The sequence below is a fragment of the Cryptosporangium arvum DSM 44712 genome, from assembly GCF_000585375.1.
GTDB lineage: Bacteria > Actinomycetota > Actinomycetes > Mycobacteriales > Cryptosporangiaceae > Cryptosporangium > Cryptosporangium arvum.
Genome location: NZ_KK073874.1, coordinates 604162 through 618452 on the forward strand (window position 1 = coordinate 604162; position 14291 = coordinate 618452).

The 14291-nt window shown below is 71.2% G+C and carries 14 protein-coding genes; 9 read left to right on the top strand and 5 right to left on the bottom strand.

Annotated elements, in window-relative coordinates:
- Positions 1-81: 81 nt before the first annotated feature.
- Positions 82-1443, top strand: coding sequence for a cryptochrome/photolyase family protein (locus tag CRYAR_RS02760; RefSeq protein ID WP_035848253.1), 1362 nt, complete (start codon positions 82-84; stop codon positions 1441-1443).
- Between the two features lie 42 nt (positions 1444-1485).
- On the opposite strand, the gene CRYAR_RS02765 is transcribed toward CRYAR_RS02760, so the two are convergent.
- Positions 1486-2406, bottom strand: coding sequence for an aldose 1-epimerase family protein (locus tag CRYAR_RS02765; protein WP_035848255.1), 921 nt, complete (start codon positions 2404-2406; stop codon positions 1486-1488).
- A gap of 84 nt (positions 2407-2490) precedes the next feature.
- On the opposite strand from CRYAR_RS02765, the gene CRYAR_RS02770 reads away from it, so the two are divergent.
- From CRYAR_RS02770 to CRYAR_RS02780, 3 genes are read left to right on the top strand one after another with little or no spacing between them, the layout of a single operon-like run.
- Positions 2491-3117: a UdgX family uracil-DNA binding protein gene (locus CRYAR_RS02770; protein WP_035848258.1), complete on the top strand. Its 627-nt coding sequence runs from the start codon at positions 2491-2493 to the stop codon at positions 3115-3117.
- A gap of 46 nt (positions 3118-3163) precedes the next feature.
- Entirely contained in the window at positions 3164-4066 is a 903-nt protein-coding gene (locus CRYAR_RS02775; RefSeq protein ID WP_035848260.1) for a zinc-binding dehydrogenase, read from the top strand.
- 14 nt (positions 4067-4080) lie between these two features.
- Positions 4081-5049 carry a quinone oxidoreductase family protein gene (locus tag CRYAR_RS02780; protein ID WP_035848263.1) on the top strand — a complete coding sequence of 323 codons (969 nt, stop codon included), beginning with the start codon at positions 4081-4083 and terminating at the stop codon, positions 5047-5049.
- On the opposite strand, the gene CRYAR_RS02785 is transcribed toward CRYAR_RS02780, so the two are convergent.
- Both CRYAR_RS02785 and pdxH read right to left on the bottom strand, forming a co-directional pair.
- On the bottom strand, positions 5046-6260 hold the full coding sequence (locus CRYAR_RS02785) for an MFS transporter (protein WP_035860238.1): 1215 nt from the start codon (positions 6258-6260) through the stop codon (positions 5046-5048). The genes CRYAR_RS02780 and CRYAR_RS02785 overlap by 4 nt on opposite strands.
- A gap of 107 nt (positions 6261-6367) precedes the next feature.
- Positions 6368-6988 (bottom strand): pyridoxamine 5'-phosphate oxidase, encoded by a 621-nt coding sequence (gene pdxH / locus CRYAR_RS02790; protein WP_035860240.1) that lies wholly within the window; start codon positions 6986-6988, stop codon positions 6368-6370.
- 322 nt (positions 6989-7310) lie between these two features.
- Between pdxH and CRYAR_RS02795 the strand changes: the two genes are divergently transcribed.
- The 3 genes from CRYAR_RS02795 (at position 7311) to sepH (ending at position 11368) form a co-directional block, all read left to right on the top strand.
- Positions 7311-8414 (top strand): citrate synthase 2, encoded by a 1104-nt coding sequence (locus CRYAR_RS02795; RefSeq protein WP_035848265.1) that lies wholly within the window; start codon positions 7311-7313, stop codon positions 8412-8414.
- An 85-nt stretch (positions 8415-8499) separates the two neighbouring features.
- Positions 8500-9609 (top strand): phosphoserine transaminase, encoded by a 1110-nt coding sequence (gene serC / locus CRYAR_RS02800; protein ID WP_035848267.1) that lies wholly within the window; start codon positions 8500-8502, stop codon positions 9607-9609.
- A gap of 151 nt (positions 9610-9760) precedes the next feature.
- Entirely contained in the window at positions 9761-11368 is a 1608-nt protein-coding gene (sepH, locus tag CRYAR_RS48435) for a septation protein SepH (protein WP_051569648.1), read from the top strand.
- A 125-nt stretch (positions 11369-11493) separates the two neighbouring features.
- On the opposite strand, the gene CRYAR_RS02810 is transcribed toward sepH, so the two are convergent.
- A complete protein-coding gene (locus CRYAR_RS02810) occupies positions 11494-12306 on the bottom strand; it encodes a thioesterase family protein (protein ID WP_063725855.1) in 813 nt (270 codons plus the stop codon).
- Positions 12307-12385: 79 nt separating this feature from the next.
- Between CRYAR_RS02810 and CRYAR_RS02815 the strand changes: the two genes are divergently transcribed.
- Positions 12386-13378, top strand: coding sequence for an aldo/keto reductase (locus CRYAR_RS02815; RefSeq protein ID WP_035848269.1), 993 nt, complete (start codon positions 12386-12388; stop codon positions 13376-13378).
- A gap of 56 nt (positions 13379-13434) precedes the next feature.
- Here the strand turns inward: CRYAR_RS02815 and CRYAR_RS02820 are convergent, their stop codons facing one another.
- On the bottom strand, positions 13435-13728 hold the full coding sequence (locus CRYAR_RS02820) for a 2'-5' RNA ligase family protein (RefSeq protein WP_035848271.1): 294 nt from the start codon (positions 13726-13728) through the stop codon (positions 13435-13437).
- A 121-nt stretch (positions 13729-13849) separates the two neighbouring features.
- Here CRYAR_RS02820 and CRYAR_RS02825 point away from each other — a divergent pair, with 121 nt between their 5' ends.
- Positions 13850-14290 (top strand): MarR family winged helix-turn-helix transcriptional regulator, encoded by a 441-nt coding sequence (locus tag CRYAR_RS02825; protein ID WP_035860248.1) that lies wholly within the window; start codon positions 13850-13852, stop codon positions 14288-14290.
- Position 14291: the final 1 nt, after the last annotated feature.

Sequence of the window (14291 nt, forward strand, 5' to 3'; positions counted from 1 at the left end):
ATGGCTTCTCGTGACGAGAATGTAACCTTCAGTAGTCGTCTCGGGTCGCGCAATCAGGTCACTCGGGTGAGGATCGGGCGCATGCCGAACACCGTCTTCTGGTTCCGCCGTGACCTGCGCCTCATCGACAATCCGGCGCTGCTCGAAGCCGTCAGCGCGGCCGGCGACGACGGGGTGCGCGCCCTGTTCGTGCTGGATCCGGTGCCGTTCCGGGCGTCGGGTGGCCCTCGGACGAGCCACTTGGCACGCTCGCTGCGCGCGTTGGACGATGCGCTCGGCGGAGCGCTGCTGATCCGGCACGGCGACCCGGTGACCGAGGTTCCCCGAGCGGCGGCCGAGATCGACGCCGACGAGGTCTACATCGCTGCCGACTACGGTCCGTACGGTTCCCGGCGGGACCAGCGGGTGGAGAAAGCGTTGCTCGACGCCGGTGCGACGCTGCACCGCACGGGCTCGCCGTACGCGGTCGCGCCGGGGCGGGTCCGCAAGCCCGACGGCACCCCGTACCGGGTCTTCACGCCGTTCTCCAAGGCGTGGCGGACGCACGGCTGGCGTGGCCCGGTGGACGCGCCGAAGAAGGTCTCCTGGCTCCCGGCGAAGGACGGCGACGGGTTCCCCGACGTACCCGACCTGCCGGACGTCGAGTTGCCCGAGGCCGGTGAGGACGCCGCCCGCGAGCGTCTCGCCGCGTTTCTCGACGAGAAGGTGCGCCACTACAAGTCCGATCGCAACCGCCCGGACCACGACGGCACATCCCGGCTGTCGGTGCACCTGAAGTACGGGGAGCTGCATCCGCGGACGATCCTCGCCGAGCTGGCGAAGCACCGGGGAGAGGGCGCGGACACGTTCCGCAACGAGATCTGCTGGCGCGACTTCTACGCCGACGTGATGTTCCACCGCCCGGAGAGCGTCTGGGAATCGCTCGACCAGCGGGTCGGCAGCATCGAGACCGACTCCGGCAAACAGGCCGACGAGCGCTTCGAGGCGTGGGCGGCCGGACGCACCGGCTTCCCGATCGTCGACGCCGGGATGCGTCAGCTGCTCAGCGTCGGCTGGATGCACAACCGGGTGCGGATGATCACCGCGTCGTTCCTGGTGAAGGACCTGCACCTGCCCTGGCAACGGGGCGCGGCGCACTTCCTCGACCTGCTCGTCGACGGCGACTACGCCAGCAACAACCACGGCTGGCAGTGGGTCGCGGGCACCGGCACCGACGCCGCTCCCTACATCCGGGTGTTCAACCCGGTGACGCAGGGCAAGAAGTTCGATCCCGACGGCGGGTACGTCCGCCGGTGGGTACCGGAGCTGGCCGAGGTGTCCGGTGCGGCCGTCCACGAACCGTGGACGCTGGAGACGCAGCCCGAGGGCTACCCCGAGCCGATCGTCGACCACGCGGCCGAGCGCAAGGAGACGCTCGACCGCTTCGAGCGCGTCCGGCGTTGAACGGTGCGCGCCCGGAAGGGCGCACACCGTTCGACGCGTCGATCAGACCGGCCGGACGCCCCAGGCGCCGGTCCAGCGCTCACCCGGCTGGAGGGTGATCAGGCCCTCGCCGGAGTTGAACGCGTCCGGGGGACAGGTCATCGGTTCGACGGCGACGGCGCGGTTGGCCTCGCCGCCGGGCCCGATGCCGTTGTAGGCCTGCACCCAGCCGAACGACGAGTCCTGCCAGAGCTGCCCGCCGCGCCCGTCGGCGTCGACGAGTTCGCTGACCGCGATGCCGTCCGAGCCCCGCTCGGTGACGACGAACGGCGTGTCCAGCGACGCCGAGCCGATCTTGCGGCCCTCCCGGTAGTCCCATTCGGTGCCGTCCACGTCGGCCAGCTCCCCGGTGGGCAGCAGCCGGTCGTCGACCAGGATCCGCTTCCCGGCCGGCAACGTCAGCGTCGCCGTGTCGAGCGCGTCGCCGCCGAGCGTCAGGAACGGGTGGACGCCGAGGCCGAACGGCGCCGCCGTCGGTCCGACGTTTATCGCCTGGTGCTCGACCTTCAGCCCGTCCTTGCCCAGCGAGTACGTCACACGCAGCACGAGCGCGAACGGGTAGCCCGGTCGCGGCTGGACGGTCCGAGCCAGCGTCACCGCGGTCGGCGTGTGGTCCAGCCGGTCCCACAGCTCCCAGCGGACCAGGCCGTGGATCGCGGTCCGCTTGTCGGTCTCGTCCCAGCCGAGCTTGTGCTCCTGGCCGTCGAACGTGTACTTGCCGTCTCTGATCCGGTTCGGCCACGGCGCCAGGATCTGCCCGACGCCCTTCGACGCCATCGCGTCAGCCGGGTAACTCGCCAGGACGTCTCGTCCGTTCACCGTGTACTCGCGGAGCCCGCCACCGACTTCGACGAGCGTCACGCGCTGGGTGCCCGCTTCGATCGTCCACTGATGGCCGGACGGGGTGTTCCACCGCGCCGTCATCGCGCCTCCACATCGTCGGGGGATCCGGACCTTCATTCCTCCAGGAGTGCGTAACGCACTCCATCCGGGGCACGATATCGGTCGATGGACGCCAGCACTCTCATCCCCGCCCAAGCCGACCTTCCGGCGCTCAAGTCGGCCGCGGCCCGATGCACGGCCTGCGAGCTGTTCGAGCCGGCCACCCAGACCGTGTTCGGCAGCGGCAATCCGCAGGCGAAAGTGCTGCTCGTCGGGGAACAACCAGGTGATGTGGAGGACCAGCGCGGGGTGCCGTTCGTCGGCCCGGCGGGCAAGCTACTCCAGCGCGCGGTGGCGGAGGCCGGATTCGGTCCGGGTGCGGTGTACGTCACGAACGCGGTGAAGCATTTCCGGTTCGAGCTCCGCGGCAAGCGGCGGATCCACCAGACGCCCCAGCCCGAGCACATCCGCGCCTGCAACCCGTGGGTGGCGGCGGAGATCGCGGCCGTGCGCCCGCGGATCGTCGTCTGCCTCGGCGCGACCGCGGTGAAGGCGCTCCTCGGGTCGACGTACCGCGTCACGAAGGACCGGGGAGCGCTGATGCCCTACACCGGTCCGGGCGCGGAGCCGGAGACGAGAGCGCTGATCACGATTCACCCGTCGGCGATCCTGCGGATGCCCGACGACGCCAGGGAGCAGGGGTACGCGGACCTCGTCGCCGACCTGGCCGTGGTGGCCGCGGCTGTGGCGTAAATCTAATTACCCTGCTGTTGATAGGAAACGAATTTACGCTGGTCAGGTGTCCGATTACGCGATTCGATTAGGCGCCACCGGCGGCCCGGAGGTCTTGCGGGCCGAAGCGGTCGAGCTGCCGCCGCCCGGCCCCGACGAGGTCCGGATCCGGCAGACCGCGATCGACCTGAGCCACGACGACGTCCTGGTCCGCACCGGCTCGGTACCGGCCGAGCTGCCCACCGGCCTCGGCAGCTCCGCGGTCGGCGTCGTCGAGGCCGCCGGGAGCCGGGCCGACGTCGCCGTCGGGGAGCGGGTCGCGTACGCGACCGTGCCGTTCGGGGCCTACGCGACGGTCCGCAACGTGCCGGCCGAAGCGCTGGTGCCGCTCCCGGACACGATCGGCGACGAGGACGCCGCTGCGGTGCTCGCACGAGGCCTGCTGGTCTGGGCGCTGATCCGCCGGGTGCACCGCGTCGAGGCCGGGGAGACCGTGGTGTTCCACGCCGCGGCCGACGGCGTGGGGCTGATCGCGGGGCAGTGGCTGAGCCATCTGGGCGCGCGGCCGATCGGCACCGTCGGCGCCGCCGACGAGGTGCGGCTCGCGATCGAGAACGGGTACGACGAGATCGTTCTCGACCGCTTCGACGACCTGGCCGCGCGGGCCCGTGAGCTCACGGATGGGGTCGGGGTGCCGGTCGTCTACGACCCGCTCGGCGTCTCGACGGTCGCGAGCTCGACCGCGGCGCTGGGTCCGCACGGCCTGCTGGTGTCGTCCGGTCCGCGGCTCACCACCCATCTTCCGGACGCCACGGCGCTGCGCGCGGCGTCGGCGGAGGTGCTCGACCTGGTCGTCCGCGGGGTGGTCCGGCCGAATCTGCGGCAGCGGTTCGACCTCGCCGACGCCGGGAAGGCCCAGGAAGCACTGGAGTCGCGCGCCCTGGTCGGCGCTACGGTTCTTCTACCCTGACGAGGAGGCGCCGCATGGCTGACTACGGGATCCGATTCGCCGAGACCGGTGGGCCCGAGGTTCTCCGGTACGAGGAGATCGAGCTGCCGCCGCCCGGGCCGGGCGAGGTGCGGGTCCGGATCACCGCGATCGGCCTGAACTTCCGCGACACCTACGAGCGCACCGGGCTCTACCCGGTGAAGCTGCCCTCCGGGCTCGGCAGCGAGGCCGCGGGTGTCGTCACCGAGATCGGCGAGGGCGTCACCGGGTTGGCGCCGGGCGACCGGGTGGCCCGCGCGACCGGTCCGCTGGGCGCGTACGCCACCGCCGAGAACGTCCCGGCCGGGCACCTGGTGCCGATCCCCGACGGCGTGACCGACGAGGCCGCGGCCGCGGTGCTGCTCAAGGGCCTGACGGTCTGGTACCTGCTGCGGCGCACGTACCCGGTGCGGTCGGGGGAGACCGTGGTGTTCCACGCCGCGGCCGGCGCCGTCGGCCTGATCGCCGGGCAGTGGCTGCGCCACCTCGGCGTCCGGGCGATCGGCACGGCGGGTAGCGCCGAGAAGGCGAAGGTGGCGTTGGAGAACGGCTACCGCGAGGTCGTGCTGTACCGGTCGGAGGACGTGGCGGCACGGGTGCGTGAGCTGACCGACGGCGCCGGGGTTCCGGTCGTCTACGACTCGGTCGGTGCGGACACGTTCGAGAACTCGCTCGACTGTCTGCGGCCGCGCGGGCTGATGGTGTCGTTCGGCAACTCGTCCGGCCCGGTCACCGGTGTGAACCTGGGTGTGCTGGCCTCGAAGGGGTCGCTGTTCGTGACCCGCCCGACGCTCGTGCACTACATGGGGGAGCTCACGACCGCCGCCGACGAGCTGTTCGAGCTGGTGGCGTCCGGGGCGATCGACCCGAACATCGCCCAGCGCGTCCCGCTCGCCGACGCCGCCGAAGCGCACCGTGCGCTCGAGTCGCGGTCCACGACCGGGGCGACGGTGCTGCTCCCCTAGGACCTCGGGTTGCCGTCGTAGCGGAGGAATTTCGGCACGGCCAGGGCCACCAGTGCGACGAGCACGACGCACACCAGGCCGCCGCCGACCCAGGACACGGTCGGCCCGAACCACGACTCGGTGACACCGGCGCGCAGGTCACCGAGGCGTGGCCCACCGGCCACGACGACGGTGAACACCCCCTGCATCCGGCCGCGCATCTCGTCGGGTGCGTAGACCTGCAGGATCGTCTGCCGGTAGACCGCCGACACCAGGTCGGCGGCGCCGGCGACGGCCAGCAGCGCGACCGCGAGCCAGAGGCTCCGGGCCAGGCCGGCGGCGGCCACCGCGAGGCCCCAGCCCATCACCGCGACGGTGAGCGCCAGCCCTTGACGCTTGACCCGGCCGATCCAGCCCGACGACAGCCCGGCCAGCACGGACCCGATCGCGATCGCCGCGAACAGCCACCCGACGGCCTCCCCACCGCCGTACCAGTCGTTCGCGACCTGCGGAAACAGTGCGCGTGGCATGGCGAAGACCATCGCGATGATGTCGACCGCGAACGACATCAGCAGCACGGGCTTGAGCGCGATGAACGCCAGGCCCTGCCCGACCGCGCGCAGCCCCGGGCTGACCCGCTCGCCGATCGGTTCGAGGTGCGGCAACCGGGCCGCCGCGTAGAGCGCGAACGTGAACAGCACCGCGTCGACGCCGTACGCGACCGCGTACGACCACTGGGCGAGGATCAGGCCGGCCAGCAGCGGGCCGACGACCGTGCCGAAGTTGCTCGCGGTGAAGTTCAGCGTGTTCGCCGACGGCACCTGCTCGATCGGCACCAACCGGGGGATGATCGCGCTCCGGGTGGGGCCGCTGATCGCGAACGCGGCCGACTGCAGCGCGGTCAGCGCGAGCAGGAGCCACGGGCTGTCGACGCCGAACAGCGACTGCACGACGAGCGCACCGGTCGCCACCCACAGCACCACCGACGAGATGAGCAACAGCGTCCGCCGGTCGACCGCGTCGGCGACCGCGCCGCCCCAGAGGCCGAACAGGATCAGCGGTACGAGCCCGGCGACGCCGAGCATGCCGACCCAGAACGACGAGTCGGTGATCGCGTACATCTGCACGGGAACCGCGACCGCGGTCAGCTGGTACCCGATGAACGCGACGCTCTGACCGAGGAAGAGCCGGCGGTAGGCGACGTTGCGCAGCGGCGTGGTGTCGACCAGCACCCGCCGCCAGCGCGGGAGTTCTTTCGGTGGGGCGGTGGCCGGTGGGGCCGCGCCCGCCGACTCGCGGGCGTTCTCAGCGGTCTGAGCGGTCTCGTCGGGTGCGCCGCTCACGGACCGAGCCGCTCGACGACCCAGAGCTCGCCGTCCCGGCGGTACCGCAGGCGGTCGTGCAGGCGGTCGGGGCGCCCCTGCCAGAACTCGACCGTGTGCGGCACGACCCGGAAGCCACCCCAGGTCTCCGGGCGGGGAACCGCGTCGGGGTACCGCTCGGCGAGCGTCTTCTCGGCGTCTTCCAGGGCGGCGCGGTCCGGTACGACGCGGGACTGCGGGCTCGCCGCCGACCCCAGCTGGGAACCGTGCGGCCGGCTGTTCCAGTAGGCGTCGGACTCGGCCGGATCGACCCGGTGGACGGTGCCCGCGACGTTCACCTGGCGTTGCAGCGGATGCCAGGGGAAGAGCAGCGTCGCGCGGGGGTTCTCGGTGAGTTCCCGGCCCTTGCGTGACGTGTAGTGCGTGTAGAAGGTCAGGCCCCGCTCGTCGGCGTCCTTGAGCAGGACGGTGCGGGCGCTCGGCGTCCCGTTCGCCGCGGCGGTGGCCACGATCATCGCGTTCGGCTCGGCGATCTCGTCCGCCGCGGCGGCCTCGTCGAACCACCGGGTGAACTGGTCGAACCAGTTGTCGGCGAGGGTGCTTTCGGTGAGCGTCCCCCGTTCGTACCCGACCCGCATGCCTCCGACCTGCGAGACGACTCCGTACTCCCGCTCCACCGGTCCTCCTCGATTGCGTGCTCGATGCAACCTTATGCCGGTCTCCGGACCGCCTTCGAAGGGTGTGACCCCTGCGTGACGCCGATATGTCCCCGACGTGTCGTGCGTGGATGTGGGCTGCGACACGATCACAATGGGCTTGGTCCGGACTGACCTCGCGGACCTAGCGGGAACGGTAGGAAGATGTCAGAAAACGTTCCCGACTGGTGGAGGGCTACCGCCTGCCGCCGGTCGAGCCGGCCGGGGCGTACCGCCACCGAAGACCACTGGGAGCTGAGCCAGCATGTCGGACTTCAAACCGGGGCTCGAAGGCGTCGTCGCCTTCCACACTGAGATCGCGGAACCCGACCGGGACGGCGGCGCGCTGCGTTACCGCGGCGTCAACATCGAGGACCTGGTCGGGCAGGTTTCGTTCGGGAACGTCTGGGCGCTGCTGGTCGACGGCAAGTTCGGCCCGGGCCTGCCGCCCGCGGAGCCGTTCCCGGTTCCGGTGCACTCCGGTGACATCCGCGTCGACGTCCAGGCCGCGATCGCCATGCTCGCGCCCTACTGGGGTCTCAAGCAGCTGATCGACATCGGCCCCGAGCAGGCCCGCGAGGACCTGGCCCGGATCTCGGTCACCGCGCTCTCGTTCGTCGCCCAGTCCGCCCGCGGAATCGGCCTGCCCGCCGTCCCGCAGCGCGAGATCGACAAGGCGAACACGATCGTCGAGCGGTTCATGATCCGCTGGCGCGGCGAGCCCGACCCCAAGCACGTCCAGGCCGTCGACGCCTACTTCATCTCCGCCGCCGAGCACGGCCTGAACGCCTCGACGTTCACCGCGCGCGTGGCCGCCGGTACCGGTGCCGACTGCGCCGCCTGCATCTCGTCCGCGATCGGTTCGATGTCCGGGCCGCTGCACGGCGGTGCCCCGTCCCGTGTCCTGAAGATGCTCGACGAGGTCGAGAAGTCGGGCGACGCCGAGGCCTGGGTCAAGGCGGCGCTCGACAAGGGCGAGCGGCTGATGGGCTTCGGGCACCGCGTCTACCGGGCCGAGGACCCGCGGGCGGCGGTGCTGCGTCGGACCGCCCGCGAGCTCGGCAGCACCCGCTTCGAGGTGGCCGAGGCGTTGGAGAAGGCCGCGCTGGCCGAGCTCCACGCGCGCCGCCCCGACCGGGTGCTCGCCACGAACGTCGAGTTCTGGTCGGCCGTGGTCCTGGACTTCGCCGAGGTTCCGGCGCACATGTTCACGTCGATGTTCAGCTGCGCGCGCACGGCCGGCTGGTCCGCGCACGTCGTCGAGCAGAAGAACCTCAACAAGCTGGTGCGTCCGTCCGCGCTCTACACCGGCCCGGGCCCGCGCAAGCCCGACGAGGTCGAAGGCTGGGACACGATCAAGCGCAGCTGATCCGTTCCGGAGGCGGGCCACCTGAACTGGGTGGCCCGCCTTCGTCGTGTCTCAACTCGTTAGCCACAGGTGGGAGGATCTTCGCGTGACCATCACCATCCCCGCAGAGTTGTTGCCCGCTGACGGTCGGTTCGGTTCCGGCCCGTCGAAGGTCCGCCCCGACTCGATCGACGCCCTCGTCGCGACGGGCCGCAGCTTCCTCGGGACGTCGCACCGGCAGGCGACCGTGCGGAACGAGGTGGCGCGCCTTCGAGCCGGTCTCGCCACGCTCTTCGCGCTTCCCGACGGTTACGAGGTGATCCTCGGTGTCGGCGGCACCACCGCGTTCTGGGAGGCCGCGGTGTTCGGGCTGATCCGCGATCGCGCCCAGTTCCTCTCGTTCGGCGAGTTCGGCGCCAAGTTCGCCAAGGCCGCCAAGGTCGCGCCGTTCCTGGGGGACCCGACGATCGTCGAGTCGGCTCCCGGCGACGCCCCGGTGTTCGAGTTCGAGGACGGTGTGGACGTTTACGCCACCCCGCACAACGAGACCTCCACCGGAGTCGCGATCCCGGTGCGCCGGGTGCCCGGCGACCACCTGATGCTGCACGACGGCACGTCGGCCGCCGCAGGGCTCGCGGTGGACGTCTCGGAGACCGATGTGTACTACTTCGCGCCGCAGAAGGGGCTCGGCAGCGAGGGCGGGTTGTGGCTGGCGATCATGTCGCCGGCCGCGCTGGAGCGGGTCGAGCGGATCAGCGCGTCCGGGCGGTACATCCCGGCGTTCCTGGACCTGGTCACCGCGATCGACAACTCGCGCAAAGACCAGACCTACAACACCCCGGCGCTGACGACGATCTTCCTCGCCGCCGAGCAGGTGGACTGGTTCAACGCCCAGGGCGGTCTGGCGTGGACGACGCAGCGCACCACCGAGTCGGCCCGGACGCTCTACGAGTGGGCCGAGAGCTCGTCGTTCGCCACGCCGTACGTCAAGGACCCGGAGAAGCGTTCGCACGTCGTCGGCACGATCGACTTCGCGGAGTCGGTCGACGCGGCCGCGGTGGCGAAGGTGTTGCGGGCGAACGGAATCGTCGACACCGAGCCGTACCGGAAGCTCGGTCGCAACCAGCTGCGCATCGCGATGTTCCCGGGCATCGACCCGACCGACGTGGCGAAGCTGACCGCCTCGATCGACTACACAGTGGCCGCTCTGGGGTGATCCGCGCGTCGGGACAGACAAATAAGACGTTTGGTGCGTAACGTAGGTCTGGCCGGAGAACGGCGCGCCCATTCGGCGTGGTATGCGGGGCACACGAGCCCTGCCGTCGTATGGTGAGCACGCTCGCCGGTGTCTGGAGAGGGAGGTCGCAATGCGACCGTTGCGGTTCGTCGCGCTCTCCGCTGACGGGCAGGCCATGATTCTGACCGACGAGGTCGGGCGGATGCTTTCGCTCGCCATCGACGACCAGGTGATCGCCGCCGTCCAGCGGGAGCGGACCGGTACCCCCGGTCAGCTATCGATGGATGTGGAGGCGACGTTGACGCCGCGTGACATTCAGTCCCGGATCCGTTCCGGTGAGTCGGCGGAACACGTCGCTCGACTCGCGAACGTTCCGATGGAGAAGGTCCTACGCTTCGCCGGTCCCGTGCTGCAGGAGCGCGCCGCGATGGCCCAGCTGGCGCGGCGCACGCGTCTGCGCGGCGCCGAGAGCGGACAGACGCTCGCGGACGTCGTCGACGCGCGTCTTCGTGCGCACGGCATCGACGTGGAGACCGTCGCGTGGGACAGCTACCGCCGGGAAGACGGCGGTTGGCGTACCACGGCGACGTGGCCGTCGGGCAAGGCGACCGCGCACGCGATCTGGGACCTCGACCGCGCCCGTTCGATGGTGTCGCCGGTCGACGAGATGGCGAACTTCCTCTCCAGCGAGAAGCAGGAAGACCTGCTGGTCGGGCCGGACGAGCAGATGCTCGCCTTCGGCGTGCAGCCCGGGAAGTTGCCGGAGGACGCCGACCCCAAGGAGGGCCCGGTCGTACCGGCGCTCTCGATGCTGCGGCGGCGCGACGAGCGTCGGCGGGAAGAGCCAGTGGCAGTCGCTTCGGCGGAGGCCGTGGCCGCTCCGGCGCGCGAGGTTCCGCGGGAGCTGCCCCGGGAGGGGCGTGGCGACCTTCGGCAGGCCGCTCGGGACAGCGGTCGCGGTCGGGCGCTCGACCCGCGTTTCGACGACTTCCGCCGGTCCGAGCCCTCGCGTGAACACGCCCCCACGCCGAACCCGGAGCCGCCGGCCGCGGACGCCGGATCCGGTCCTGCGGCGGCGGCCACGGCCCCGACCATCGGCGGCACCGCTCCCGGCCTCGGCGGCGGCGCTGTTCAGCCGGGCGCGCCCGGGCACGGCGCACCTGGGCACGGCGGTGCACCCGGCCCCGGCGGTACGCCCGGACAGGGCGGCACGCCTGGTCACGGCGCACCGGGGCATGCTCCCGGGCTCGGCGGGCGTGACGGCCTCGGCGGACGTGACGGGCTCGGCGGACGCACCGGCCTGGGTGGTCGTGGAGGCCTCGGAGGGCGTGACGGTCTCGGTGGAGACGGGCGCGGCGCTGTCGCTTCCCCGGGCTCGGCCGACGGGCCGATCAGCGGCGGACGGTCCGCCGGGTGGCTCGACGAGCCCCGCCCGGCCGGAGGCGCGCGCCCGGACGAGGTGCGCCGCCCCGACCCGTGGGGCGACGACCCGCGACGCCCGGCCGGTCGCCGCGGCGACGTGAGCACCGGTGACGCCACGCCGACCTCCGGCGGTGGATTCGCCGGGCGGAACGACTGGCGCGAGCGCCTCGACCCCACCGGCGTCGGAACGCCCCCCACCGCGAGCCCGGCCCGCCCCGAGCCCCAGCCGCCCAAGGCCGGCAGCGGCCGCGGACGCAAAGCCGAACTCCCCAGCTGGGACGACATCCTCTTCGGCTCCGGCGCCCGTAGGCCGTAGGCGGCCCGCTCAGGACGACGCCGGCAGGCGAGCGCGAACCCTTGAGTATCAGCTATACGCGGCGGATTCGCGCTCGACTGCCGGCGCCGCCCTGAGCGGGCTCCAGGTTCAGACCAAAAGCCAGCTCAGTTCTCGGTGGGGCTGGGGGTGGGGACTCGGGGGATGCGGGCTATCTGGCGGGACTGGGCCACCAGGCGGCCGGCGGAGTCGCGGATCGTGCAGTCCTCGTCGAACCAGCCGTTCGCGAGCACGCGCCCGCGGAGCTCGCACCGCAGCCACCCCGGCGCCGGCAGCACCCGCAGGTACGTCGTCAGCTGCACGGTGGGCGCCCAGCCGTAGCGCCCGATGGTGAACGTCACCGGCGGGAACGCGTCGGCCGCGAGCAGGCACACCAGCGGGTCGGGATCGCGCCCGTCCACCATCCGCACCCATCCACGCAGGGCCATGCTGCCGTCCGGCCGGCCCCGCACCACGTTCGCGAACTCCGGGGCGAGCCGGACGTCGACGTGGTCCATCAACGCGAGGTTCGTGCCCGGCATGACGTCCGACCGGATCCGCGTGCACTGGTCGGGCGACGGCAACTCGATCGGCGGCGCCAGGTCGACGTCGGGGGCGTTCGAATCCAGCGTGCTAGTGACCACCGAAGACACCAGGCAGGGCTGGCCGTCCTGGATCAGCGTGGCCCGGCTGGTACCGATCGTCTTGCCGGTGCGCAGCCGCTCCACCACGATCTCGGCTTCACCGGCGTGCGGAGCCTGGAGGTAGTCGGTGGTGACGGCCACCGGGTGCGGATGGCCCTCGGCTGCGAGCACCGCTCTCACGACCGGCAGCTGAAGATAGCCTCCGTTGAGCGACGAACCGATCGCCCAACCGCCGTCGATGAGCGTCGCGTACCGATCTGGACCGGTCTCCCGAATCTCGGTATGGATCTCCAGCACGTCCCCCACCCTGCCAGATCGCCGCACGGCTGGATCGCCGTTGTCGGCCTAGGCTTCGGGAGAGCACAGGAGGTGCAGCATGGAGTACGTCCGGCTGGGGCGGTCAGGGCTCCGGGTCAGCAGGCTCTGCCTGGGGACGATGAACTTCGGCCCGGAAACCTCGGAGCCGGACAGCCACCGGATCATGGACACCGCCCATGACCAGGGAATCAACTTCTTCGACACGGCGAACGTCTACGGCCGGAAAACCGGAGAGGGCGTCACCGAGCAGATCATCGGTAACTGGTTCGCCTCCGGTGGCGGACGCCGTGAGCGCACTGTTCTCGCCACGAAGGTCTACGGCGGAATGGGTGATTGGCCCAACCAGTCGAAGCTTTCCGCGCTGCACATCCGGCGCGCCTGTGACGAATCCCTCAAACGTCTTAAAACTGACTACATCGACCTCTACCAGATGCATCACGTCGACCGGGACACCCCGTGGGACGAGATCTGGGAAGCGATGGAGGTCCTGCGCCAGCAGGGCAAGATCCTGTACGTCGGGTCGAGCAACTTCGCCGGGTGGCATCTCGCCCAGGCCCAGGAGGCGGCCAAGGCTCGGCACTTCCTTGGGCTGGTGAGCGAGCAGTCGTACTACAACCTGCTCAACCGGTGGATCGAGCTGGAGGTGCTGCCGGCCGCCCGGCAGTACGGCATCGGAGTCATCCCGTGGTCGCCGCTGGACGGCGGCCTGCTCTCGGGGGCGATCCGCAAGCAGCGTGAGGGCAACGGTTCGCGGAGCAGCTCCGAGCGCGCCGCGGCCGGCCTGGAGAAGCACCGGACGACGCTCGAGGCGTACGAGAAGCTCTGCGCCGACCTCGGGCACGACCCCGCCGAGGTCGGGCTCGCCTGGCTGCTGGCGCAGGACGGCGTCACCGCGCCGATCGTCGGGCCGCGTACCGGTGAGCAGCTCGACAGCGGCCTGCGCGCGGCGGAGCTGGCGCTCGACGCTGACACTCTGGGCAAGCTCGACGAGCTGTTCCCGGCTCCCTTCCCGAACCCCGGCAAACCCGCCCCCGAGGCCTACGCCTGGTAGGTGGGCGGCCCGCCCAGAACGACGCTGCCGAGCGGGCGGGAGGACTTGAGTATCAGCTATACGCGGCGTCCTCCCGCCCGATCGGCAGCGTCGCCCTGGGCGGGCTCCAGGTTCAAGCAGGGGCCTTGTGGTGGTACGGGCCAGTCCGCCAGTGAGTCGTAGGCGTTCGCGGTGCTGCGCATCAGGTGGATTTTGTCGGCGGCGCACTCCGCGACCCGATCGCGAACCATCTCCGGATCGGTGACCTCGCCGAGGAACGCGAGCGTGAGGTGCCACATGTCCGAGCGCACGACGCCGGCGTCCGCCCGGGTCACGTGCAGCGTCTCGACGGTGCTCCGGAGATGGTCCACGGCGAACGGGGGGCGGTAGCACCGCGACGAACAGACGCATGTCACCTGAATATCACTGGCGGAATGCGGAGTTCCGAGAGATCGTTACCTGAGGTAATGAGTTGTGCGAAACAACGAGAAGGTGACAGTCACGGATCCGCACGAGAACGACGAGTTGGCGGTCCGGCTGCGGTCGGCCACCGGGCGGTTCTTCCGCCGGCTCCGGGCCGAGCGCCCGGCGCACGGTCTGACGATGACCCAGATCTCGGCGCTGTTCAGCATCTCCAAGGGCGGTGGTGAGCTCACGCCGCGCGGGCTGGCCGAGATCGAGCGGGTGCAGCCACCGGCCGCCACCCGCACGGTGGCGGTGCTGGAGGAGCGTGGCCTGGTCCGCCGGGCTCCGCACCCGACCGACGGGCGGCAGATCGTGCTCTCGATGACGCCGGACGGCGACACGCTGATCGCGGCCGACCGGCAGGCGCGGGAGGCCTGGCTCGCGGCCCGGATCGCCGAGCTCGACCCCTCCGACCGGGAGACGCTCCGCGCGGCGGCCACCATCCTGGAACGGCTGGCCCGCGCATGAG